The organism is Pseudomonas guariconensis (assembly GCF_015680235.1).
Taxonomy (GTDB): domain Bacteria; phylum Pseudomonadota; class Gammaproteobacteria; order Pseudomonadales; family Pseudomonadaceae; genus Aquipseudomonas; species Aquipseudomonas guariconensis_A.
This window is the reverse complement of sequence record NZ_JADLJL010000007.1, coordinates 90,167-110,207: the sequence shown is the minus strand read 5'-3', so window position 1 is coordinate 110,207 and position 20,041 is coordinate 90,167. Positions and strand designations below refer to the sequence as shown.

Sequence of the window (20,041 nt, the reverse complement as noted above, 5' to 3'; positions counted from 1 at the left end):
TCAGGTCATGCGGTTCTTCAGGTGGCGGCCACCGTTGATGACCACCTGGCTGCCGGTGCTGTACTGGCTTTCGAGCAGGAACATCACCGCCTCGATCAGCGGGCGGGCGCCAGGCTCGAATTCCAGCAGGGCTTTCTTCAGGGTCTGCTGGCGATAGGCGTCGTCGCCGCCTTCCTTGAGAATCAGCAGGCCAGGAAGGATACCGTTGACGCGCACCTTCGGCGCGTATTTTTCAGCGAACGACAGCACCATGTTCTGCAGCGCGGCCTTGGTCGCGGCGTAGCCGATATGGCTCTTGCTACCCCGCGAAGAGGTCTCGTCGCAGATGTGGATGATATCGGCCTTTTCCACCTTGGCCAGCAGTTCGCCGAGGGCCAAGTTGAGGTGGTACGGCGCCTCGACGTGCAGGCGGAACATGGTCTGCAGGTTATCCAGGCCGTCGTCGAGCCACAGCGAGGCGTTGTGAATGATCGCCCGCAGGCCGTCATGGTTGTCGTGCAGGTAGTCGATCAAGGCCTGGCGGTCGGCCTCCTGGCAGAGGTCAGCCTGGAACTGGACGATGTTCGGGTGTGGCGTGTGCGGGTGGATACTGCGGCTGGCACTGACCACCGTATGGCCGGCCTTCGCCAGTTCCAGGGCCAGGGCCAGCCCGACGCGCTGGCTGGCGCCGGTAACGAGGATTGGGCTGTTCATGTTCGAGGCAGTCAACTTGTCTGTCCGTGCATTGATGGGCCCAGCATACCCGAACTGTTTCCCTCGTGTGCGCTCGACCCCCGGAACCAGGCGGCCGCGTCAGGTGTGCGCAACCTTAATGAACGAATCGGCCGGCGCTTACCTCTGAGCGTGGTGCAGTGACGGTCCACCGGTGGGCGGGCCGTGCTGAACCTCCACCCAAGCCATCGTAGAATGCCTATCAATCATCAGGAGACAGGGTGCCTGTGCACATGATCAGTCAGCTTCAAACGCCCTTGGGCGTCGCGGGCCTGGAGCACCAGGAGCTGTTTCCAATTCGCGAGGTGGCCCGCCTGACGGGCGTCAACCCGGTGACCTTGCGAGCGTGGGAGCGTCGTTACGGCCTGGTCCAGCCGACGCGTACCGACAGCGGCCATCGGCTGTATTCCCAGGCCGACATCGACAATATCCGCAACATTCTCGGCTGGCTGGAGCGTGGCGTGGCGGTGAGCAAGGTCGGCAGCATCCTGGCGCGCGACCAGGCGTTGGCGCAGGATGCTCAGGGCTCGGGCCGTGAAAATGAGCGGGCGCGCTGGCGCACGCAGGTGCAGGAGGCCGCCCAGCGCTTCGATGGCGCAGCGCTGGAGCGATTGTTCGATCAGGTATTCGCCAATTACGCCCAGGACCAGGTGTTCGGCGAGGTGTTCATGCCAGCCTGGCAGGCCTTGCGTGCGGGGCAGACCGGTTTCGGGCGCGCCAGCGAATGGCTGTTTCTCGATCAGTTCCTGCGCGGCCGGGTGCTGTTGCGCCTGCAACTGGCCCGTGCGCCCTGGAGCCAACGCGTGGTGCTGGCGCCCTTGTCAGGCCAATGCCAGGAACTGGAGCTGCTGGTGGCGGGGCTGCTGCTGGGCAGCGAGGAGGTGGGCGTCACGGTGTTGCCGGCCGGTCAGCCCTTGGCGGAGCTGGCGTTGGTCTGCGAGCGCCTGGCGCCTGATGCCCTGGTGGTGTTTTCCAACCAGCAGCCCACGGCGCAGTTGGGCAAGTGCCTGACAAGGCTGAACCAGGGCGTTGCGTGCCCGGTATTGTTGGCGGGGGAGGCGGCGGAACTGGCCCAGGACAGCCTGGCGGGCAGCCCGGTGGCCTGTCTGGGCGCGGAGGGAAGCCTGATGCGCAGGCGCCTGCGTCAGTACCTGGCGGGTCAGTTGGATACGTGAACGTGCAGCTCTGGGTGCGCCTGGCGGTGTGCCTGGAGAATGTATTCTCGCAGGCGCTCGATTTCTTCCGGCGCGCTGTCGCCCAGGTCGTAGGCGGCCAGGTCCGGGCCGATACGCCGGCGCAATGTGCCGTGCAGCTGGATGGCCGGGATGCCCTCGGGGGCGAAGCGCAGGTCGAAGTCGGCGGGCGTTGTGGGCAGGTCGCGGATCTGCACCAGTACGCCCTTGGAAGAAATCTCGCGCACCCACAGGCCGCTGGCCTGGTCTTGTGCATTCAGAAGCGCTGCCGGCTGTTCCAAGGTCATGCGCCAAGGGCGTGGCTTGGGGCCGTTCTCGTAAATTTCCGGTGAGCCCAGCTGCAGATGCAGGGCATGGAATTCGTCTTCGACCAACTGCAGCGGGAAGCTGATCTGTTGGTTGTTGAATTGCGCCTGGAGCTGGACCTGTTCGTTAGCCACCAGGCGGGTCAACAGTTCCTGGATTCGACGGTCGCCATTGACCAGCAGGCTCGACATGGGGTCGGCCAGGTTCAACTGGGGCGAATGCTGCATGTCCTGGATGAAGTCCAGTTCGTCCTGGGTCAGGAGGGCGTCGGCTTGCATGATTGGGCTCGAAGGTGATGATTTCTTCAAGGTGATGGACACCGTCCAAGGCGCTTCGTTCAGCTACGTTCGTCGGGTTCCTGCCGGCCCAGACGCGCCCGGGCCTGGGCCAGTTCCCGTTCCAGCTCGACCTGGCGGCTGACGTCTTTCTGGATCCCGATGAAATAGGTGCGTTGGTCGGCGGCGTTGTAGACCGGGGTGATCGATAGCTCGTTCCAGAACGCGCTGCCATCCTTGCGGTAGTTGCGCAGTACTTCCCGGCACGGCTGCCCTTCGGCCAGGGCTCGGCGGATCCGGGCGCGCCCGAGCTGGTCGCGGTCGTCGCCCTGGAGGAAGCGGCAGTCCTGGTAAAGGATGTCGTCGCGGGTGTAGCCGGTCAGGCGTTCGAAGGCCGCGTTCACGTAGATCAGGATGGTGTCGTCGCCTTCCTGTTCGGTGACCACGATCCCGTCGTTCGAGGCGTCGACCATCGATTGCAGCAGTTGCGCGTTGATCATGTCCGGGCCATTGGCATGAGGGGACTTTGGTGGAAGGCGGCCTTTTGCCACTGGTGAATGCTAGTATCCTACGTTTTCACTCAGTTTCGGAATCCTCTGCCCGATGAAAGTCGCCATTATTTCCGGCTCGGTGTATGGCACCGCCGAAGAAGTCGCCCGCCACGCCGAGGCCTTGCTCAAGGCTGCCGGTTTCCAAGCCTGGCATGCTGCCCGCGCCACCTTGCAGGATTTGCAGGGCTTCGCCCCGGAGGCATTGCTGGCCGTGACCTCGACCACTGGCATGGGCGAGCTGCCCGACAACCTGATGGCGCTGTACGGCGACATTCGCGATACCTTGCCAGCCGCTTGGCGCGGGTTGCCGGGGGCGGTGATCGGGCTGGGCGATTCCAGCTATGGCGACACCTTTTGCGGCGGTGGCGAGCAGATGCGCGAGCTGTTCGCTGAGTTGGGCGTGCGGGAAGTGCAGCCGATGCTGCGCCTGGATGCCAGCGAGACCGTGACACCCGAGGCCGATGCCGAGCCGTGGCTGGCAGACTTCATGGCTGCGCTCAAAGCCTGACCCCAGCCATCGCACGCCCCCTATAGGGGCGGCGACACCTCATGGCCCAGGCTAATCACTGACCGCTGGATGCTCCCGCACCAACTGCAACCACGCCTGCGCCGCCCGCGACAGGTACGCTCCGCGTCGCCAGATAAAGGCAATGTCCCAGCGCAAATGGCGTGGCGCACCCAGCGGTACCCGCACCACCCCAGGTCGCTCCAGCGCGCGCGCTACTACCCTGGGTAACAGCACCACCCCTTGCCCGGCGGCCACCAGCGCCGCCAGGAAATCCGCCTGCCCACTGCGCCCCCCTTCCTTCGGCGTGAACCCCAGTTGCTGGCAAGCACTCAGCAGCCGGTCATTGAGCACGAAGCTGCGCTGGTACAGCAGAAACGGCGTATCGGCCAATTGCTGCAACTCGACTTGCATCGCTCCAGCCAACGCATGCGCCTGGGGTAGCAGCGCATCCAGCGGCTCGTTGCAGAATGGTTGGTAGTCGAACGCCGTGTCGCTGGGTGTAAGGCTGCCGCCCAGCTCCAGTTCCCCGCTTTTTACCGCCTGCTCCACGGTACGGCTGCCGCCTTCGAGCAGTTGGATCGCAATATTCGGGTGCCGCCGCCGGTATTCAGCGAACAGCCCTGCGAACAACGCATCGCTGCCCAGCAACGGCAGGCCCAGGCGCAACTCGCCGCGGGCCATGTGGCTGAGGTCGTCGAGTTCGTTCTGCAGCTCCTGGCGCTGACGCAGCAAGGCTTCTCCACGCTCCAGGACGATTCGCCCTGCGGCGGTCAGGTGCAGTTGCGACCCCTGGCGCTCCAGCAAGGGCTGGCCGATGTCCTGCTCGAGCTGGGCGACTTGCTTGCTCACAGCGGACTGGCTGATGTGCAGGGTCAGTGCAGCCTGGGTGAAGCCGCCACGGTGGACCACCTCGATGAAACTGCGCAGCTGTTTGAATTCCATGATCGAATTCCATTTTGGAATGCAGACAAGTCTAACAATTCGCTTCTGGCCTAGGCAGCGCAAATCTAGAATAGAGCCTCTCGAGGACCTATCTGATGAACCCTGCGTTATTGAAGAAAAGCCTGCGCCTGTTCGCCGAATTGGCGGTATTGCTTGCCTTGTTCCTGCTCGGCGGCCAGCTGTCCAGCTGGCTCGGCTGGCCCATTCCCGGTGGGGTGATGGGGCTGGCGCTGCTGTTGCTGCTGTTCGCCTTCGGCGTGCTCAAACCCTCCATGTTGCAGTTGGGCGCCGGCTGGCTGATGGCGGAGATGCTGTTGTTCTTCATTCCAGCCCTGATGAGCCTGCTCGACTACGGCAGCCTGCTGCGCAGCGAGGGCTGGCGCATCCTGCTGGTGATCGCCGTGAGCACCGTGCTGGTGATGGTGGTCACGGCCGTCACGGTGGAGCTGGTATGCCGCTGGAGGTTGCGCCATGAGCCTTGAACCCATGCCGCTGTTCTGGCTTGCCCTGACACTGCTTGCCTACCTGGGCAGCCGCTGGCTGTATCGCCGCAGCGGGCGCTACCTGCTGTCGCCACTGATTTTGGTGCCGGCTGTGCTGTTGGCGGTGGCCGTGCCGTTGCACACCGCCTATGCCGAATACGCGCGCAATACCCATTGGCTGATGGGGGTGTTGGGCCCGGCGACCGTAGCCTTCGCGGTGCCGATCTGGCAGCAGCGGGCGATGCTGGCGCGTCACTGGCCGGCCTTGCTGGTGGGTATGCTCGCCGGCAGCTTGGTCTCGATCGGCAGTTCCTGGAGCCTGGCGCACCTGTTGGCGCTGGATGATGCAGTCAGCCTGTCGTTGGTGCCGCGTTCGATTACCACGCCCTTCGCCATGCCGTTGGCCCAGGGCCTGGGCGGTGTGCCGGAACTGACAGCCGTGTTCGTCATGTTCACCGGCGTGCTGGGCGCGATGTTCGGCGGCATCCTGCTGCGCATGCTGCCGCTGCGCACGCCTTTGGCCCGCGGCGCGCTGTTTGGCGTGGGCGCCCATGGCGCTGGCGTCAGCCGGGCCCAGGAGGTCGGGCGCGAGGAAGGTTCGGTGGCCGGCCTGGTCATGGTCCTGACCGGCCTGCTCAACCTGTTCGCCGCCCCGTTGCTGGCCATGCTGCTCTGACCGTTCGTACCCCTGACCCGCAAAGCCAGCAAGCTGGCTGCCAACGCAAGTTCCGCCACCCGGTGGGCTGACTAGACTGAGCCTCTACATAGAGCGCACACACAAGTGCCCGAGGGCAGGCCGCGAACGCTGCCTGCCTTGTCGCCAACACGTAACCACCGGGACAATTCTGATGCCACTGGCAGAGATACCTTTGTGCGTCTGGCGTACCCGAGCCCAGAACTTCGCCTTTCGGGGCCAGACCATCCGCTACTGGACTGCAGGGCAGGGAGAGCCACTGCTGCTACTTCACGGTTTCCCCACGGCCAGCTGGGATTGGCACTACCTGTGGGCACCTTTGACCCAACGCTTTCGCGTGATAGCCTGCGACATGCTTGGCTTCGGTGACTCGGCCAAACCGCTGGACCATGACTACAGCCTCATGGAGCAGGCCGACCTGCAACAGGCACTGCTCGCCTACCTGGACGTCGACCAGCCCGTGCATCTGCTGGCGCATGATTATGGCGGCAGCGTCGCCCAGGAACTGCTGGCGCGCCATTGCGAACTGCGTATCGAAATCGCCAGCTGCGCGTTTCTCAACAGCGGCCTGTTCCCCGAGTGCTACCAGGTGCTGCTGGTGCAGAAACTGTTGCTCAGCCCGTTGGGCTGGTTGGTGGGCCGTAGCTTCGGGCGTGACGACCTGGTGCGCAATGTCAGCCATATCTATGGCCCGTGCACCCACCCCAGCGAAAGCGCACTGGATGATTACTGGAGCCTGATCGTCGCCAACCAGGGCACGCGCATCCTGCACAAGCTGATCGGCTACCTGCCCGAGCGCAGGCGGTACCGTGAACGTTGGGTCGGCGCATTGCTACGCCGCTGTGTGCCGCTGCGCTTCATCAATGGCGTGGCCGACCCGATTTCCGGTGCGCGCATGCTCGATCGCTACCGGCAACTGGTGCCGGCGGCAGATACCGTGGCATTGCCGGGTATCGGGCACTACCCGCATACCGAGGCACCGCACCAGGTGCTGCGGCATTATTTGGCGTTTCGCGAACAGCCTCTGAGCTATGTACCGCAGAAAGTCGCCTGGTCATAAGGAATTCTTGCGGGCATAAAAAAGGCCGCTGCAAACGCAGCGGCCAATCGAGACGTTAGATCAAGGAGCTTCAAAATCAACGTCGGTGAACCTTGCAGGCCCGAAAGGCAGGGGGTAGAGCCTTTCGTGCCAGCCAGTGAGATCAGAATAAGCGCTTGGTGGCGTAGGAAAAATAGCCGCTTCCGACATTCACCTTTACGTTTTGAGTAAAAGTGCCTACCCCTGTGGATACGGTGCCGGCCGATTTTCTAGGGCGCATAGCCCATCCGCCAGCTGGTGGCCTGGGTCGCCGCCAGCAGCCGCTTGGCCGCCGGGCCGTGTTCGTCGGCATGGAATATCGAGGTCGGGCCGACCACGGTCATCACCGCTGCAATCTGCCCCATGGCGTTGAACACCGGTGCCGACAGGGCGTCCACGCCGGGCATCAGCAGGCCATGCACATGGTGCAGGCCGCGCTCGCGAATCTGTGTCAGCAACGGCTCGTAGTCGCCATACACCTGGTTCATCGCCGCCAGTTCCTGCTCGCGCAGCTCCACCGTCTCCCGCTCCGGCAAGTGGGCGGCGAAGACCAGGCCGGTGGAGGAGCTCAACAGCGGTAGCACCGAGCCGATCTGGGTCACCACCGTCACCGCACGCACCGCAGGCTCGATGTTCACCACCGTTGCTCCCTGGTTGCCCCACACAGCGATGAAGCAGCTTTCGTTGAGCTCGTCGCGCAATTGCGACAGTGGCAGTGCCGCCACCTTCAGCACATCGATGCTGCCCAGCGCCGCCATACCCACCCGCAGCGCCTCACGGCCCAGGCCGTAGTGGTTGGTGGCCGGGTCCTGCTCGGCGAAGCCGCTGGCGATCAAGGCCTGCAGGTAGCGGTGCACCTTGCTCGCCGGCATCCCTACGTGCTCGGCCAGGCGCGACAGCGAGGTGGACGGGGAGAGTTCGGCAAGGGCCTTTAGGATGTCGGTGCCGACTTCCGCCGAGCGAACCTTCTGCTTGCCGGTGTCGGCAGGGGAGCTGGCTTTGGCCATGGGTGCGGGTATCCAGGGAGACAGGTGGGCGTCTTTATAGCTTGACGCCTTTCGGCAATCAAATTACGTTATTCGTAATCTGATTACGATAAAAACAATGCAGACGCGCTGCCATGCCTGGATCGCTCGCTCGAATGCGCAGCAGCAGGCGCACAGCCAGCTGCCAACAACGGCTCCCATCGAGCCCGGAGGCACCGATGACTCGCGACCCTTCCCCAGACCTTCAGTACCTGAGCGGCTTCGGCAACGAATTCGCCAGCGAAGCGCTGCCCGGCGCGCTGCCGGTCGGGCAGAACTCCCCGCAGAAAGCGCCCTACGGCCTGTACGCCGAACTGCTCTCGGGCACCGCGTTCACCATGGCCCGCAGCGAACAGCGTCGGACCTGGCTGTACCGCATCCGCCCCTCCGCGCTGCACCCGCGCTTCGAACGCCTTGAGCGCCAGCCGTTGACCGGCCCGCTGGGTGCCTCCACGCCCAACCGCCTGCGCTGGAGCCCGCAGCCGATTCCGGCCGAGCCCACCGATTTCATCGAAGGCTGGTTGCCCATGGTGGCCAATTCGGCCGCCGAGAAGCCGGCCGGCGTGAGCGTCTACATCTATCGCGCCAACCGCTCCATGGAGCGCGTATTCTTCAACGCCGACGGCGAGTTGCTGCTGGTGCCGGAACAAGGCCGCCTGCGCATCGCCACCGAGCTTGGGGTGATGCAGGTCGAGCCGCTGGAGATCGCGGTGATCCCGCGTGGCATGAAGTTCCGTGTCGAGCTGCTCGACAGCCAGGCTCGCGGCTACATTGCCGAGAACCATGGCGCACCGCTGCGCCTCCCGGACCTGGGCCCGATCGGCAGCAACGGCCTGGCCAACCCGCGTGACTTCCTCACTCCGGCGGCGCACTACGAAGAGGCCACAGGGCCTGTGCAACTGGTGCAGAAGTTCCTTGGCGAGCACTGGGCCTGCGAGCTGCAGCATTCGCCGCTGGATGTGGTCGCCTGGCACGGCAACAACGTGCCCTACAAGTACGACCTGCGCCGTTTCAATACCATCGGCACGGTCAGCTTCGACCACCCGGACCCGTCCATTTTCACCGTGCTGACCTCGCCGACCAGCGTCCACGGCCTGGCCAACATGGACTTCGTGATCTTCCCGCCACGCTGGATGGTGGCCGAGAACACCTTCCGTCCACCGTGGTTCCACCGCAACCTGATGAACGAGTTCATGGGCCTGATCCAGGGGGCCTACGACGCCAAGGCAGAAGGCTTCCTGCCCGGTGGTGCCTCGCTGCACGGCGTGATGAGCGCCCACGGCCCCGACGCCGAGACCTGCGACAAGGCCATCGCCGCGGACCTGGCGCCGCACAAGATCGACAACACCATGGCCTTCATGTTCGAGACCAGCCAGGTGCTGCGTCCGAGCCTGAAGGCCCTCGAGTGCCCGCAGCTGCAGGCCGACTACGATAGTTGCTGGGCCACCTTGCCGAGCACCTTCAACCCGAATCGGAGATAACCCATGAACCAGACCGCCATCGCCCGTAGCTGGGTCGAGCACGCCAATGGGCACAGCGACTTCCCGCTGCAGAACCTGCCCCTGGGCATCTTCAGCCGCCCGGGCCAGGCGCCGCGTTGCGGCGTGGCCATCGGCGACGCCATCCTCGATCTGGAAGCGGTGCTGGCTGCCGGCCTGTTCGACGGCCAGGCCAAGGCTGCCGTGGAGGCCACCCGTGGCGGCGCGCTGAACGCCTTCTTCGCCCTCGGCCGCCCCGCCCGTGTCGCCCTGCGTGAGCGCCTGCTGGCGCTGCTTGGCGAGCACAGCGAACACCAGGACGCGCTGAAACCGGCGCTGCACCCGGCCAGCGACTGCCAGCTGCACTTGCCGGCGAAGATCGGCGACTACACCGACTTCTACGTAGGCATCGAGCACGCCAAGAACGTCGGCAAGCTGTTCCGCCCCGACAATCCGCTGCTGCCGAACTACAAGTATGTGCCCATCGGCTACCACGGCCGCGCCTCGACCATCCGCCCCACCGGCACCGACGTGCGCCGCCCCAAGGGCCAGACCCTGCCAGCCGGGCAGGCCGAGCCGAACTTCGGCCCCTGCGCGCGCCTGGACTACGAACTGGAGCTGGGTATCTGGATCGGCCAGGGCAATGACATGGGCCAGTCCATCCCGATCAGCGATGCCGCCGAGCACGTAGCCGGCTACTGCTTGCTCAACGACTGGTCGGCGCGCGACATCCAGGCCTGGGAATACCAGCCGCTGGGCCCGTTCCTGTCCAAGAGCTTCATCACCACCATCTCGCCGTGGGTGGTCACCGCCGAGGCGCTGGAGCCGTTCCGCTGTGCCCAGGCCAAGCGCCCGGAAGGCGACCCACAGCCGCTGCCTTACCTGCTGGACGAGCGTGACCAGGCCGCAGGCGCCTTCGACATCGAACTGGAAGTGTTGCTGCTGACCGAGCGCATGCGCGAGCAGGGTTTGCCGGCCCATCGCCTGACCCTGAGCAACACCCGCAGCATGTACTGGACCGTGGCACAGATGGTCGCTCACCACAGCGTCAACGGCTGCCAGCTGCAGCCGGGCGACCTGTTCGGCTCGGGCACCTTGTCCGGTGCAGCGCCGGGCTCGTTCGGCAGCCTGCTGGAGATCACCGAGGGCGGCAAGCACCCGGTCGAGCTGGCAAGCGGCGAGCTGCGCAAGTTCCTCGAGGACGGCGACGAGATCATCCTGCGCGCGCGCTGCACCCGTGACGGCGTGGCGAGCATTGGCTTCGGCGAATGCCGCGGCAAAGTCATCTCGGCCAACTGAGGGGCAGGGCGATGGAGCTGTTCACCTATTTCCGTTCCACGTCGTCGTATCGGGTACGTATCGCCCTGGCGCTCAAGGGCCTGGAATACCAGGCCCTGCCGGTCAACCTGCTCAAGGGCGAGCAACGTGGTGCCGACTATGTGGCGCTGAACCCGCAAGGGCGCGTACCGGCCCTGCGCACCGACGAGGGCGCCCTGCTGGTGCAGTCGCCGGCGATCATCGAGTACCTGGAGGAGGCCTATCCACAGGTGCCGTTGTTGCCCACGGGGGCCGAGGCGCGGGCCAAGGTACGCGGCGTGGCGGCGATCATCGGTTGCGATGTCCACCCGCTGCACAACGTCAGCGTGCTCAACCAGCTACGCCAGCTGGGGCATGACGAAACTCAGGTCAACCAGTGGATTGCCCACTGGGTCGGCCAGGGGCTTGCCGCAGTGGAGCAGTTGATCGGTGACGAGGGTTTCTGTTTCGGTGACCAGCCGGGCCTGGCGGATGTGTACCTGATCCCGCAGCTATACGCCGCCGAGCGCTTCAACGTCGACCTCGACGGCTATCCGCGGATTCGTCGCGTGGCTGCCTTGGCCGAGGCGCACCCGGCCTTCGCCAAGGCGCACCCTGCCCGCCAGCCGGATACGCCGGCTCAGTGAATCGAACGCTTGGCCGACGGCAGTTGGCCAAGGCGTTCGCTCAGTTTCAGGCGCTGTACCGGGTCGTCGGTCAGTAGCAGGGCATGCTCCAGGTCGTAGCGTTCGGCCTGGGGGCAGTCCAGTTGCTGGTAGAGCGTGGCCCTGGCCAGATAGTCGCTGACCAGCACCGGGCCCAGCTGCATCACCCGTTCGGCGTCGATCAGCGCGGCCAGGGCATTGTCGTTGCTGCCGTGTAGGTGGCGCAGGTTACGTGACAGGCGTTGGAGCATCTGTGCAGGGGTGGCGCTGCGCATGTGTTCGGCGGTCAGCGGCATGTGCGGGCCGAACTGGCGGGCGAGCAGCTCGCGGCAGTCGGCCGGGTACAGGCGTCGGCCGCCGCACGGGTCGAGCAGGTGGTCGGCACCGGGCACCCGGAGCAGGAAATGGCCTGGGAAGTTCACCCCTTCCAGCGGTATCGATAGCCGACGCGCCAGCTCCAGGGTGAGGATGGCCAGGGTCAGCGGCTGGCCGCGACGGCGCTGTAGGACCTTGTCCATCAAGGCCACCTGAGGTCGCAAGGGGTGGTACTCGTCCTGCTGGAAACCCAGCGCGCTGAGTTGGCGCAGCAGCGGCTGGGCCAGTTCGTGCAGGGGCAGCATCGGCAACTGCGCGCTGATCTCCCGTTGCAGGTCATGCAGATGGGCGAGGCTCGCCGCCGGGTCCAGCGCCCGGTCGTGTTCGGCGGCGATCCACAGCGTGGCCTCCAGCAGGGCGACAGGCTCGCGATCCAGGCAGGCCAGGCAGGCTTGGCGTGGGTTCATGGGCATCTCCACATACGCTTATCTTTTAGCCCTGGGCGGTGCTTTCGTCCAGTGGTCTGCCCGGGGTTCAGGCCTTGGCGGGCTGCCTATACTGGTAGGAGCACCTCTCTGGGGAGCCCGTTGATGTTCGCGCTCATGCAAAGCACCCGTACCCAGTCGCTGCACCTGTGCATCGACCCGCCCACGGGCCTGAAGGCCGTGGTGGTGATTCACAGCGAGCAACTGGGGCCAGCCATGGGCGGCTGCCGCTATCTGCCTTACGCCGATGATGAAAGCGCCATGACCGATGCCATCCGCCTGGCCCAGGGCATGAGCTACAAGGCGGCCCTGGCCGGTTTACCGCTGGGTGGTGGCAAGGCGGTAATCGTGCGCAACCCCCATGTGGAAAACCGCGCGGCGCTGTTCGAGGCGTTCGGCCGCTTCGTCGATAGCCTGCAAGGGCGCTTCATCACGGCCGTGGACAGCGGCACCTCGACCCTGGACATGGACTGCATCGCCCAGACCACCCCACACGTCACCAGCACCACCGCCTCGGGCGACCCTTCACCGCACGCGGCCATGGGCGTGTTCGCCGGCATCCGTGCCACATCCATGGCGCGCCTGGGTAGCGACAACCTCGAAGGCTTGCGGATAGCGGTGCAGGGGTTGGGCAATGTCGGCTATGCCCTGGCCGAACAACTGCATGCGGCGGGTGCGGAGTTGCTGGTCAGTGACCTGGACCCAGGGCGCGTGCGCCTGGCAGTGGAGCAGCTGGGGGCCCACCCGGTCGCCAGCGAAGCACTGGTCAACACCCCTTGCGATATCTTCGCGCCGTGCGGCGTGGGGCCGGTGCTAAATGGCCAGAGCGTGATGCAGTTGCGCTGTGCGGCGGTGGCGGGGGCGGCCAACAACCAGCTGACCACCTTGCAGGTAGCCGACCAACTGGAAAAACGCGGCATCCTCTATGCCCCGGATTATGTGATCAATGCCGGTGGCCTGATCTACGTGGCGTTGACTCATCGAGGCGAGAACCTGGGAACGATCACCTCGCACCTGGCGCGCATTCCCACACGGTTGACCGAAGTGTTTGCCCATGCCCAAGCGGAAAAACGTTCGCCAGCGAGGGTGGCGCAGATGCTGGCGGAGCGGTTGCTGTATGGGTGAGCCGGTGTCGCCTGTGCGGTCGCAATCGCGGGCAAGCCCGCTCCCACAGGGTGGCTCTGCAAGCCTGATTTATGTATCAGCTCAGTTTCTATGAGAGATCACCTAGCCCTTCGGAGCGCTGATCCTCTGTGGGAGCGGGCTTGCCCCGCGATTGCTGCCGCACAGGCACGCCACTCCAGTCATTACTCCGCACCGCCCTCAAGCAGTTCCGCCAGCGCATCCGGCTGGTTCTTGAACGCCCGGGCGAACACATCGCGGTTCTTGGCCATGTAGATACCGGCTTCCTCGACCTGCTGCTCGGTCAGCGACGGCACCGCCTTGTGCAATACATCGGCCAGGCGCTCGGCCAGTTCGAGCATCTTGTCGTGACGATCTGCCTCGGCCTTATCCATGAACAAGCGCTCCGGGTCGCGGCTGCTGCGGTACACCACTTCGACGGCCATTCATCACCTCTGTGCCTTTTTGCTGTGAATTGCGGTTTGCTGTATGCATATACAGTATCCGGTCAGGCCATGTAGATGCAACCACGATGATGGCCTTTTTTCCCTGAGCCTAGCCCACAGGTGCCTTGCGGCAATCGGTCGCCTTCCAAGCCAAGGGCCTGGCCCTTTAACTGCATGCACAAAGCGTCACAGGCGTGACGCATCATCCTTCAGCTCGTATCGGGGAATCGAACATCGTGAACATCAAATGGGCAGAAAAACTGCGCAAGGGCCTGCACGGCTCCGCCGACTCGCTGGGCAACCTGTGTGTCGAAGGTTTCCATTACCTGGCGTTGTTCGGTATCGGCGCCATCACGGCCTACGCGGCGGTCATGACCTTCCTGGACATGCTGGGCAAGGGAGGGGTCAGTGTCGATGACATCCTGCTGCTGTTCATCTACCTGGAGCTGGGGGCGATGGTCGGGATCTACTTCAAGACCAACCACATGCCGATCCGCTTCCTGCTGTACGTGGCGATCACTGCCCTGACCCGCCTGCTGATCGGCGATGTCTCGCACCACAAGGCGCCTGACGTCGGGCTGCTGTACCTGTGCGGCGGCATCCTGTTGCTGGCGTTTTCCATCCTGGTGGTGCGCTATGCGTCGTACCGCTACCCCTCGACCAAGGTGCTCGATGCCAACGGCAAGGAAGTGGAAGAGGGCAAGTGAGGGTGGTATGCCGCTAACGCCGGCCGGGGCGGGTGGGGCTGTGAAATCCGGGGCGTGGCCGCGGCCTGGGATCACGCCAAAGGGGCGTGAGGTTTGCGCGCCGCCCTGGATATCAACATGAGCTTTGACGACTACGTGCTGACCGAAGAGATCCGCCACTACCTGACCGCGTTCTTTGCCCCGTTGGGCATTGACCCAGACGCTACCTACCTCAACGAAATCGCCGATGTCATCGACGAAGACGTGGTAAGTGTCCGCACCCTGGTCGAGGAGGCCGAATACTGGGTCGAGCGCGAGGAAGTACCGACCTACGACCAAGGGCTGATCGGCTTTTTCAATGCGCCTGCCACCTTCGAGCCGGCATCGCGTGTACGTGGCTTGCGCTTGTCCGATTTCGAGCGGGCAATAGACAGCCTGCTGCTATCGCGACGCTGATCGCCAGGCAGCCTGCACCGGTTTGCGTGGCAAGCGGGCCAGGACTTCCACGGCCAGCCCTTGGCGGATGCTGTCGATGACCCGTTGCAGACGCTGCGGGTCGTTGCGTTGGGCGGCGGTGATCAAGCGCTTGGCCGCTATACCCTTGTCGTCCGAGAGCGTGAGCATGATGCTGCCATCCAGGCTTTCGATACTCAGGTTGACCCTGTACTCGGGGGCGAAGGCGTCGCTGATCTGGTCGAATGGATTGTGCATGGTCGTTGTCTGCGAAGAAGTGACTGCAGGGGTTGACCGGGTGGGCGCCGGGTTGGTTCAGGCCCACCGACCAGTGGAAACGAAAACGCCCGGCGTATAGCCGGGCGTCGTTGTGTCATGCAGCGGGTCAGGCTTCGGGGTCACTCAGCTGCAGCACGCCACGTTTGCTGCGCAACTTGCCGTAGAAGTGGTCCAGCGCGTTGTTCAGCTTACTGGCGGCGCCATCGACCGCCTGGTCCAGCGAAGTGGCGGTGTGGGTCACGGAAATCGGTTGATGGCCTTTCGGGCGAGCCTCCATCTGGCAGCGTTTGTCATGCGGGCCGGGCTTGGTGCCGTTCTCGTCGCGCAGGTGGACCTCGATGCGGGTGAGGTCGTCCTCGTAGCGTTCGAGGCTGCTTTCCAACGTGCTGCGGACCCACTCATTGAGCCGGATGTTGCTATCGATGTGGTTGCTGCTGTTGACCTGGATTTGCATGATTCAATCCTTATTCAGCTTGCTCGCAAGAGGCGCGCCTAGGCCACTGAGGCCCCTGGAATTTCTTCGCCTCTTGACTCTAAAGTCAGGCAACGGCGAAGCGAAATCAACCCCCTTCGAAAAATAAATTTCCTGTTGCAGTTCAGCAGGTGTGCATCGTTTGTAGGGACGGGTTTGCCTCCGCGATCGGACCGCAAGGCGACCCCTTGCCCGTTCAGCGGCTGAACGCCGCCCTGTATTCCCCAGGCGTCGCCCCCAACGCCTGGCGAAACCGGTTGCTGAAATGGCTGGCGCTGGCGAACCCACACAACAGCGCCACCTCGCCCAGCGGCAACGGGCCCAGGCGCAGCAGCCCGCAGGCCCGGTGCAGGCGCCGCGCCAGCAGGTACTGGTGCGGCGGCAGGCCGAAGCTTGCACGGAACATGCGGGCGAAATGGTATTCGGACAGGTTGCAGCGCAGGGCCAGCTCCCCCAGGGTGATGGGCTGCTCCAGGTGCGCTTCGATGTAGTCGATCAGTTGCCGGCGCTGATGCGGGGCCAGCCCACCTTTCAAGCGCAGCCCCTGGCGCAACCCCGCCTGGCCGAGTACGGCATGGTCGATGATTTCATGGGCCAGGCTGCTGGCCAGCAGGCGCTCGCCCGGTTCGTCCCAGTCCAGGCCCACCAGTTGGCGGAAACGCCGGGCCTGTAGCGGGTCGTCGAGGAATGTCGCCTCGCGCAATTGCATTTCCCGGGGTTCGCGGTCGAGCAAGCGGATGCAGCCGAGTGCGAATTGTTCCTCGCTGATGTACAGATGGGCCAGGCGGACTGCACCGTTGATGATCCAGTTGGACTCGTGGCCGGCGGGCATGATGCACAGCTTGTCCGGCGCGCCTTTGTCAGCCGGGCGCTGGCGGCGGAAGATGCCGGTGCCGTCGGCGATGTAGCAGGACAGGGTGTGGTGGCTCGGCGACTTGTAGTCGCGGGCGTCGTTGCGGTTGCTCCACAAGGCTGCGGCCAGGCCGTCACCCAGCTGCGCGCTCAGTTCCAGGCGTGCATGGGGCGAGGCGTGCATGGCATTGAAGACTTGCAGCTGGGTCAGTGGCGTCATGGGTGATTCCTCTCGATGCCATCCTACTGCGGCGTTGGGTGGCTGGCAGCCCCCGTGACGGGAAAAGCGCAAGTTTGTGCAAGCGGGGCAATCGAAAGCGGGCAGAAACTGGTCTCCGGCGAGGGCTGCGCTCTCGATCGCTGCAACCGGCTTGTGTTGTTGCCGTGGGAGCCGGCTTGCCGCCGATCGGCTGCACGGCGGCCCCGTTCAGGTAGCCTGGAGAAACCTCATGAACCTGTCGCTGTACCTGCTAACCGTCCTGATCTGGGGCACCACCTGGATCGCCCTGAAACTGCAGTTGGGTGTGGTCGCCATCCCGGTGTCGATCGTCTATCGCTTCGCCCTGGCCGGCCTGATCCTGTTCGCCATCCTGTTGCTCACCCGCCGCCTGCAGCCGATGGGCAGGCGCGGGCATCTGGTCTGCCTGGCCCAGGGCCTGTGCCTGTTTTGCGTCAACTTCATGTGTTTTCTCACCGCCAGCCAATGGATCGCCAGCGGGCTGATCGCCGTGGTGTTCTCCACCGCCACCTTGTGGAACGCACTCAACGCCCGGATCTTCTTCGGCCAGCGCATCGCTGCCAACGTACTGGGCGGTGGTGCCCTGGGGCTGCTGGGCCTGGGCTTGCTGTTCTGGCCGGAGCTGGCCAGCCATGGCGCCAGCCGTCAGACACTCTACGGCCTGGGCTTGGCGCTGCTTGGCACCTTGTGCTTCTCGGCAGGCAACATGCTGTCCAGCTTGCAGCAGAAAGCCGGCTTAAGGCCGATGACCACCAATGCCTGGGGCATGCTGTACGGCGCATCGATGCTGGCGGTGTATTGCCTGTCGAGCGGCATTCCCTTCGACATGGAATGGAACACGCGCTATATCGGTTCGTTGATGTACCTGGTGATCCCCGGCTCGGTGATCGGTTTTACCGCCTACCTGACCTTGGTGGGGCGCATGGGGCCGGAGCGGGCAGCCTATTGCACAGTACTGTTCCCGCTGGTGGCGTTGAACGTCTCGGCAGTGGCCGAAGGGTACCAGTGGACGGCACCAGCGCTGTTGGGGCTGCTGGCGGTGATGGTGGGGAACGTGCTGGTGTTTCGCAAGCCCAAGGCCGGCAAGGTGGGGGCGGCGGTGGCCATCAGGTGAAGACAGGGTTGGCCCTATCGCGGGACAAGCCCGCTCCAGGTATGCGCCAGCCCTGTGGGAGCGGGCTTGCACCGCGATCGAGGGCGAAGCCCTTGGCAGGCGCCTCAGTTCTTCCAGACCTGCGGGTTCACCAGGTCCCGCGGTCGCTCCCCCAGCAGCGCCGCCCGTAGGTTATCGATCGCCCGATTGGCCATGGCTTCGCGGGTTTCGGCGGTGGCCGAGCCCACATGAGGCAGGGTCAGGGCGTTGGGCAACGTGAACAGCGGTGAATCGGCCAGCGGCTCCTTCTCGTATACGTCCAGCCCGGCGCCTCGGATCGTGCCGCTCTGCAACGCCTCGACCAATGCCGCTTCGTCCACCACCGGCCCACGGGATACGTTGACCAGGAACGCGCTGGGCTTCATCAGCTTCAGTTCGCGGGCCCCGATCAGCTTGCGCGTGGCCTGCGACAGCGGCACCACCAGGCACACGAAGTCGGCTTCGGCCAGCAGTTGCTCCAGGCTGCGGAATTGGGCACCCAGTTCCTGCTCCAAGGCCGGCTTGCGGTTGTTGCCGCTGTACACCACCTGCATGTTGAAGCCCAGGCGGCCGCGCCGGGCAATGGCTGCGCCGATGTTGCCCATGCCGACGATGCCCAGGGTCTTGCCATGTACGTCGCTGCCGAACTGGGCCGGGCCGACGGTGGCCTGCCACTGGCCGGCCTTGGTCCAGGCATCGAGCTCGGCGACTCGACGGGCGCAGCCCATGACCAGGGCGAAGCCCAGGTCCGCGGTGCTTTCGGTGAGCACGTCCGGGGTGTTGGTCAGGGCGATGCCGCGTTCATTGAAGTAGTCCAGGTCGTAGTTGTCGTAGCCGACCGAGACGCTGGACACCACCTCCAGCCTGGCCGCGCCTTCGAGCTGCGCCCGGCCGAGCTTGCGACCGACACCGATCAGGCCATGGGCCTCGGGCAGGGCTTCGTTGAACTGGGCGGCGACGTCACCGAGCTTGGGGTTGGGCACGATCACGTTGAAGTCTTGTTGCAGGCGTTCGGCCATGGCCGGGGTGATGCGGCTGAAGGCCAGGACGGTCTTTTTCATCGGGCTTCTCTGCAAGGCTGGGGAGCGGAGCCGGGCAGAAAAGCGGGGCCGCTTCACGGCCCTTTTCGCGGCACGAGGCCGCTCCTACAACGACCTGTAGGAGCGGCCTCGTGCCGCGAAAGGGCCTGTCTGCCAGACGTGGAGTCAATGGATAGCAACCTACCATTGTCCTCGGTCCCGATGCAGCAGCTTTTTCAGTTGGCGATCAGCAACTCGTGGGTCTTCAGGTCTGCCTCATGGGCCGCGAGGATCTCCGGCAACGAATTGCGCAGGTATTCGACCCAGGTCTTGATCTTCGCATCCAAGTACTGGCGCGACGGGTAGATCGCGTACAGGTTCAGCTCCTGCAGGCGGTAGTCGGGCATGATCCGCACGATGCTGCCGTCACGCAGGCCGTCGATGGCCGAATAAATCGGCAACACGCCTACGCCCATGCCGCTGCGGATGGCGGTCTTCATGGCGTCGGCCGAATTTACCTGGAACGGCGAGCTGGTGATGTTGACCACTTCCTGGCCTTCCGGGCCGTCGAACAGCCATTTTTCCAGCGGAATCACCGGGCTGACCATGCGCAGGCACGAATGCTTGAGCAGATCGGCGGGTTTGTGCGCGGTGCCATGCTTGGCCACGTAGTCGGGCGATGCGCAGACGATGCTGTAGGTGATGCCCAGGCGCTGGGAAACGAAGCCGGAGTCCGGCAGTTCGCTGGCCAGCACGATGGACACGTCATAGCCCTCGTCGAGCAGGTCCGGCACGCGGTTGGCCATGGTCAGGTCGAAGGTCACGTCCGGGTGCGAGTCGCGGTAGCGGGCGATGGCATCGACCACGAAGTGCTGGCCTACGCCGGTCATCGAATGCACTTTCAACTGGCCGGCGGGGCGGGCGTGGGCATCGCTGGCCTCGGCCTCGGCTTCCTCGACGTAGGTCAGGATCTGCTCGCAGCGCATCAGGTAGCGCTTGCCGGCCTCGGTCAGGGCGATACGTCGGGTGGTGCGGTTGAGCAGCCGGGTTTGCAGATGGGCTTCCAGGTTGGAGACCGCCCGCGAGACGTTCGCGGTGGTCGTATCCAGTTGCGCCGCAGCGGCCGTGAAGCTGCCGAGCTGGGCCACGCAACTGAAAGCACGCATGTTTTGCAGGGTGTCCATGGGTCACTCTCAAGGTAGAGGACAAAATTGTGACATGAAGTAACCAAAGCGGTCTTCAGACTAAAGCCGGATTATCGCTGTTTTGGTAACAAAGATTCGCAGGAATATACGCTTATCGCCAGTGCGACCGCCCCCTAGAATTGCCCGGCCTCAT

24 protein-coding genes are annotated in these 20,041 nt (G+C 64.5%); 12 read left to right on the top strand and 12 right to left on the bottom strand.

Annotated features, from left to right (window positions below; all coding sequences use genetic code 11):
- Positions 1-693: a dihydromonapterin reductase gene (gene folM / locus IRZ56_RS07850; protein WP_196144429.1), complete on the bottom strand. Its 693-nt coding sequence runs from the start codon at positions 691-693 to the stop codon at positions 1-3.
- Positions 694-944: 251 nt separating this feature from the next.
- Here folM and IRZ56_RS07845 point away from each other — a divergent pair, with 251 nt between their 5' ends.
- The gene (locus IRZ56_RS07845) at positions 945-1,886 is read left to right on the top strand and encodes a MerR family transcriptional regulator (RefSeq protein WP_196144428.1); all 942 of its coding nucleotides are present in this window, start codon (positions 945-947) and stop codon (positions 1,884-1,886) included.
- On the opposite strand, the gene IRZ56_RS07840 is transcribed toward IRZ56_RS07845, so the two are convergent.
- Complete coding sequence (locus IRZ56_RS07840) at positions 1,871-2,488, bottom strand: hypothetical protein (RefSeq protein ID WP_196144427.1); 618 nt, start codon at positions 2,486-2,488, stop codon at positions 1,871-1,873. The two genes, IRZ56_RS07845 and IRZ56_RS07840, sit on opposite strands and share 16 nt — an antisense overlap.
- Positions 2,489-2,547: 59 nt before the next feature.
- Positions 2,548-2,985 carry a PAS domain S-box protein gene (locus IRZ56_RS07835; protein ID WP_196144426.1) on the bottom strand — a complete coding sequence of 146 codons (438 nt, stop codon included), beginning with the start codon at positions 2,983-2,985 and terminating at the stop codon, positions 2,548-2,550.
- Between the two features lie 103 nt (positions 2,986-3,088).
- On the opposite strand from IRZ56_RS07835, the gene IRZ56_RS07830 reads away from it, so the two are divergent.
- The gene (locus IRZ56_RS07830; RefSeq protein WP_196144425.1) at positions 3,089-3,544 is read left to right on the top strand and encodes a flavodoxin; all 456 of its coding nucleotides are present in this window, start codon (positions 3,089-3,091) and stop codon (positions 3,542-3,544) included.
- 51 nt (positions 3,545-3,595) lie between these two features.
- On the opposite strand, the gene IRZ56_RS07825 is transcribed toward IRZ56_RS07830, so the two are convergent.
- Positions 3,596-4,486 carry a LysR family transcriptional regulator gene (locus IRZ56_RS07825; protein WP_196144424.1) on the bottom strand — a complete coding sequence of 297 codons (891 nt, stop codon included), beginning with the start codon at positions 4,484-4,486 and terminating at the stop codon, positions 3,596-3,598.
- 95 nt (positions 4,487-4,581) lie between these two features.
- Between IRZ56_RS07825 and IRZ56_RS07820 the strand changes: the two genes are divergently transcribed.
- From IRZ56_RS07820 to IRZ56_RS07810, 3 genes are all read left to right on the top strand, one after another.
- Positions 4,582-4,968, top strand: a complete 387-nt coding sequence (locus IRZ56_RS07820) for a CidA/LrgA family protein (protein ID WP_196144423.1) — start codon at positions 4,582-4,584, stop codon at positions 4,966-4,968.
- Positions 4,958-5,644, top strand: coding sequence for an LrgB family protein (locus IRZ56_RS07815; protein ID WP_196144422.1), 687 nt, complete (start codon positions 4,958-4,960; stop codon positions 5,642-5,644). The genes IRZ56_RS07820 and IRZ56_RS07815 overlap by 11 nt, the downstream gene beginning before the upstream one ends.
- 172 nt (positions 5,645-5,816) lie before the next feature.
- Positions 5,817-6,722, top strand: coding sequence for an alpha/beta fold hydrolase (locus IRZ56_RS07810; RefSeq protein WP_196144421.1), 906 nt, complete (start codon positions 5,817-5,819; stop codon positions 6,720-6,722).
- A gap of 248 nt (positions 6,723-6,970) precedes the next feature.
- On the opposite strand, the gene IRZ56_RS07805 is transcribed toward IRZ56_RS07810, so the two are convergent.
- Entirely contained in the window at positions 6,971-7,747 is a 777-nt protein-coding gene (locus IRZ56_RS07805) for an IclR family transcriptional regulator (RefSeq protein WP_196144420.1), read from the bottom strand.
- 197 nt (positions 7,748-7,944) lie between these two features.
- On the opposite strand from IRZ56_RS07805, the gene hmgA reads away from it, so the two are divergent.
- Genes hmgA through maiA form a run of 3 tightly spaced genes read left to right on the top strand, consistent with a single transcriptional unit; the run spans position 7,945 to position 11,186 of the window.
- The gene (gene hmgA / locus IRZ56_RS07800; RefSeq protein WP_196144419.1) at positions 7,945-9,246 is read left to right on the top strand and encodes a homogentisate 1,2-dioxygenase; all 1,302 of its coding nucleotides are present in this window, start codon (positions 7,945-7,947) and stop codon (positions 9,244-9,246) included.
- Positions 9,247-9,249: 3 nt separating this feature from the next.
- The gene (gene fahA, locus IRZ56_RS07795; RefSeq protein ID WP_196144418.1) at positions 9,250-10,542 is read left to right on the top strand and encodes a fumarylacetoacetase; all 1,293 of its coding nucleotides are present in this window, start codon (positions 9,250-9,252) and stop codon (positions 10,540-10,542) included.
- Positions 10,543-10,553: 11 nt separating this feature from the next.
- On the top strand, positions 10,554-11,186 hold the full coding sequence (gene maiA, locus IRZ56_RS07790) for a maleylacetoacetate isomerase (protein WP_196144417.1): 633 nt from the start codon (positions 10,554-10,556) through the stop codon (positions 11,184-11,186).
- On the opposite strand, the gene IRZ56_RS07785 is transcribed toward maiA, so the two are convergent.
- Positions 11,180-11,986, bottom strand: a complete 807-nt coding sequence (locus IRZ56_RS07785) for a SirB1 family protein (protein WP_196144416.1) — start codon at positions 11,984-11,986, stop codon at positions 11,180-11,182. The genes maiA and IRZ56_RS07785 overlap by 7 nt on opposite strands.
- Positions 11,987-12,109: 123 nt before the next feature.
- On the opposite strand from IRZ56_RS07785, the gene IRZ56_RS07780 reads away from it, so the two are divergent.
- Positions 12,110-13,129, top strand: a complete 1,020-nt coding sequence (locus tag IRZ56_RS07780; RefSeq protein WP_196144415.1) for a Leu/Phe/Val dehydrogenase — start codon at positions 12,110-12,112, stop codon at positions 13,127-13,129.
- Positions 13,130-13,311: 182 nt separating this feature from the next.
- On the opposite strand, the gene IRZ56_RS07775 is transcribed toward IRZ56_RS07780, so the two are convergent.
- Complete coding sequence (locus IRZ56_RS07775; protein WP_196144414.1) at positions 13,312-13,572, bottom strand: YebG family protein; 261 nt, start codon at positions 13,570-13,572, stop codon at positions 13,312-13,314.
- Positions 13,573-13,808: 236 nt separating this feature from the next.
- On the opposite strand from IRZ56_RS07775, the gene IRZ56_RS07770 reads away from it, so the two are divergent.
- Both IRZ56_RS07770 and IRZ56_RS07765 read left to right on the top strand, forming a co-directional pair.
- Positions 13,809-14,279: a phosphate-starvation-inducible protein PsiE gene (locus IRZ56_RS07770; protein ID WP_196144413.1), complete on the top strand. Its 471-nt coding sequence runs from the start codon at positions 13,809-13,811 to the stop codon at positions 14,277-14,279.
- 117 nt (positions 14,280-14,396) lie between these two features.
- On the top strand, positions 14,397-14,714 hold the full coding sequence (locus tag IRZ56_RS07765) for a hypothetical protein (protein WP_196144412.1): 318 nt from the start codon (positions 14,397-14,399) through the stop codon (positions 14,712-14,714).
- Here IRZ56_RS07765 and IRZ56_RS07760 read toward each other — a convergent pair.
- The 3 genes from IRZ56_RS07760 to IRZ56_RS07750 all read right to left on the bottom strand — a co-directional run bounded on the left by IRZ56_RS07760 (position 14,700) and on the right by IRZ56_RS07750 (position 16,534).
- Positions 14,700-14,969 carry a DUF3509 domain-containing protein gene (locus IRZ56_RS07760; RefSeq protein WP_196144411.1) on the bottom strand — a complete coding sequence of 90 codons (270 nt, stop codon included), beginning with the start codon at positions 14,967-14,969 and terminating at the stop codon, positions 14,700-14,702. The genes IRZ56_RS07765 and IRZ56_RS07760 overlap by 15 nt on opposite strands.
- Before the next feature lie 127 nt (positions 14,970-15,096).
- Entirely contained in the window at positions 15,097-15,444 is a 348-nt protein-coding gene (locus tag IRZ56_RS07755; RefSeq protein ID WP_196144410.1) for an HPF/RaiA family ribosome-associated protein, read from the bottom strand.
- Positions 15,445-15,658: 214 nt separating this feature from the next.
- Positions 15,659-16,534, bottom strand: a complete 876-nt coding sequence (locus IRZ56_RS07750) for a helix-turn-helix domain-containing protein (protein WP_196144409.1) — start codon at positions 16,532-16,534, stop codon at positions 15,659-15,661.
- Positions 16,535-16,763: 229 nt separating this feature from the next.
- Here IRZ56_RS07750 and IRZ56_RS07745 point away from each other — a divergent pair, with 229 nt between their 5' ends.
- Entirely contained in the window at positions 16,764-17,666 is a 903-nt protein-coding gene (locus tag IRZ56_RS07745) for a DMT family transporter (RefSeq protein ID WP_196144408.1), read from the top strand.
- A gap of 104 nt (positions 17,667-17,770) precedes the next feature.
- Here IRZ56_RS07745 and IRZ56_RS07740 read toward each other — a convergent pair whose 3' ends face one another.
- Positions 17,771-18,745, bottom strand: a complete 975-nt coding sequence (locus IRZ56_RS07740; protein ID WP_196144407.1) for a 2-hydroxyacid dehydrogenase — start codon at positions 18,743-18,745, stop codon at positions 17,771-17,773.
- A 194-nt stretch (positions 18,746-18,939) separates the two neighbouring features.
- Positions 18,940-19,887 (bottom strand): LysR family transcriptional regulator, encoded by a 948-nt coding sequence (locus IRZ56_RS07735; protein WP_084857133.1) that lies wholly within the window; start codon positions 19,885-19,887, stop codon positions 18,940-18,942.
- Positions 19,888-20,041: the final 154 nt, after the last annotated feature.

Excerpts from the sequence above, each read along its gene's own strand:
- IRZ56_RS07805 (WP_196144420.1), bottom strand. The coding sequence starts at position 7,747 with ATGGCCAAAGCCAGCTCCCCTGCCGACACCGGCAAGCAGAAGGTTCGC.
- IRZ56_RS07750 (WP_196144409.1), bottom strand. The coding sequence starts at position 16,534 with ATGACGCCACTGACCCAGCTGCAAGTCTTCAATGCCATGCACGCCTCG.
- maiA (WP_196144417.1), top strand. The coding sequence starts at position 10,554 with ATGGAGCTGTTCACCTATTTCCGTTCCACGTCGTCGTATCGGGTACGT.
- IRZ56_RS07745 (WP_196144408.1), top strand. The coding sequence starts at position 16,764 with ATGAACCTGTCGCTGTACCTGCTAACCGTCCTGATCTGGGGCACCACC.
- IRZ56_RS07785 (WP_196144416.1), bottom strand. The coding sequence starts at position 11,986 with ATGAACCCACGCCAAGCCTGCCTGGCCTGCCTGGATCGCGAGCCTGTC.
- IRZ56_RS07830 (WP_196144425.1), top strand. The coding sequence starts at position 3,089 with ATGAAAGTCGCCATTATTTCCGGCTCGGTGTATGGCACCGCCGAAGAA.
- IRZ56_RS07760 (WP_196144411.1), bottom strand. The coding sequence starts at position 14,969 with ATGCACAATCCATTCGACCAGATCAGCGACGCCTTCGCCCCCGAGTAC.
- folM (WP_196144429.1), bottom strand. The coding sequence starts at position 693 with ATGAACAGCCCAATCCTCGTTACCGGCGCCAGCCAGCGCGTCGGGCTG.
- IRZ56_RS07775 (WP_196144414.1), bottom strand. The coding sequence starts at position 13,572 with ATGGCCGTCGAAGTGGTGTACCGCAGCAGCCGCGACCCGGAGCGCTTG.
- IRZ56_RS07815 (WP_196144422.1), top strand. The coding sequence starts at position 4,958 with ATGAGCCTTGAACCCATGCCGCTGTTCTGGCTTGCCCTGACACTGCTT.
- hmgA (WP_196144419.1), top strand. The coding sequence starts at position 7,945 with ATGACTCGCGACCCTTCCCCAGACCTTCAGTACCTGAGCGGCTTCGGC.
- fahA (WP_196144418.1), top strand. The coding sequence starts at position 9,250 with ATGAACCAGACCGCCATCGCCCGTAGCTGGGTCGAGCACGCCAATGGG.
- IRZ56_RS07845 (WP_196144428.1), top strand. The coding sequence starts at position 945 with ATGATCAGTCAGCTTCAAACGCCCTTGGGCGTCGCGGGCCTGGAGCAC.
- IRZ56_RS07820 (WP_196144423.1), top strand. The coding sequence starts at position 4,582 with ATGAACCCTGCGTTATTGAAGAAAAGCCTGCGCCTGTTCGCCGAATTG.
- IRZ56_RS07765 (WP_196144412.1), top strand. The coding sequence starts at position 14,397 with ATGAGCTTTGACGACTACGTGCTGACCGAAGAGATCCGCCACTACCTG.
- IRZ56_RS07810 (WP_196144421.1), top strand. The coding sequence starts at position 5,817 with ATGCCACTGGCAGAGATACCTTTGTGCGTCTGGCGTACCCGAGCCCAG.
- IRZ56_RS07825 (WP_196144424.1), bottom strand. The coding sequence starts at position 4,486 with ATGGAATTCAAACAGCTGCGCAGTTTCATCGAGGTGGTCCACCGTGGC.
- IRZ56_RS07835 (WP_196144426.1), bottom strand. The coding sequence starts at position 2,985 with ATGATCAACGCGCAACTGCTGCAATCGATGGTCGACGCCTCGAACGAC.
- IRZ56_RS07755 (WP_196144410.1), bottom strand. The coding sequence starts at position 15,444 with ATGCAAATCCAGGTCAACAGCAGCAACCACATCGATAGCAACATCCGG.
- IRZ56_RS07735 (WP_084857133.1), bottom strand. The coding sequence starts at position 19,887 with ATGGACACCCTGCAAAACATGCGTGCTTTCAGTTGCGTGGCCCAGCTC.
- IRZ56_RS07780 (WP_196144415.1), top strand. The coding sequence starts at position 12,110 with ATGTTCGCGCTCATGCAAAGCACCCGTACCCAGTCGCTGCACCTGTGC.
- IRZ56_RS07840 (WP_196144427.1), bottom strand. The coding sequence starts at position 2,488 with ATGCAAGCCGACGCCCTCCTGACCCAGGACGAACTGGACTTCATCCAG.
- IRZ56_RS07740 (WP_196144407.1), bottom strand. The coding sequence starts at position 18,745 with ATGAAAAAGACCGTCCTGGCCTTCAGCCGCATCACCCCGGCCATGGCC.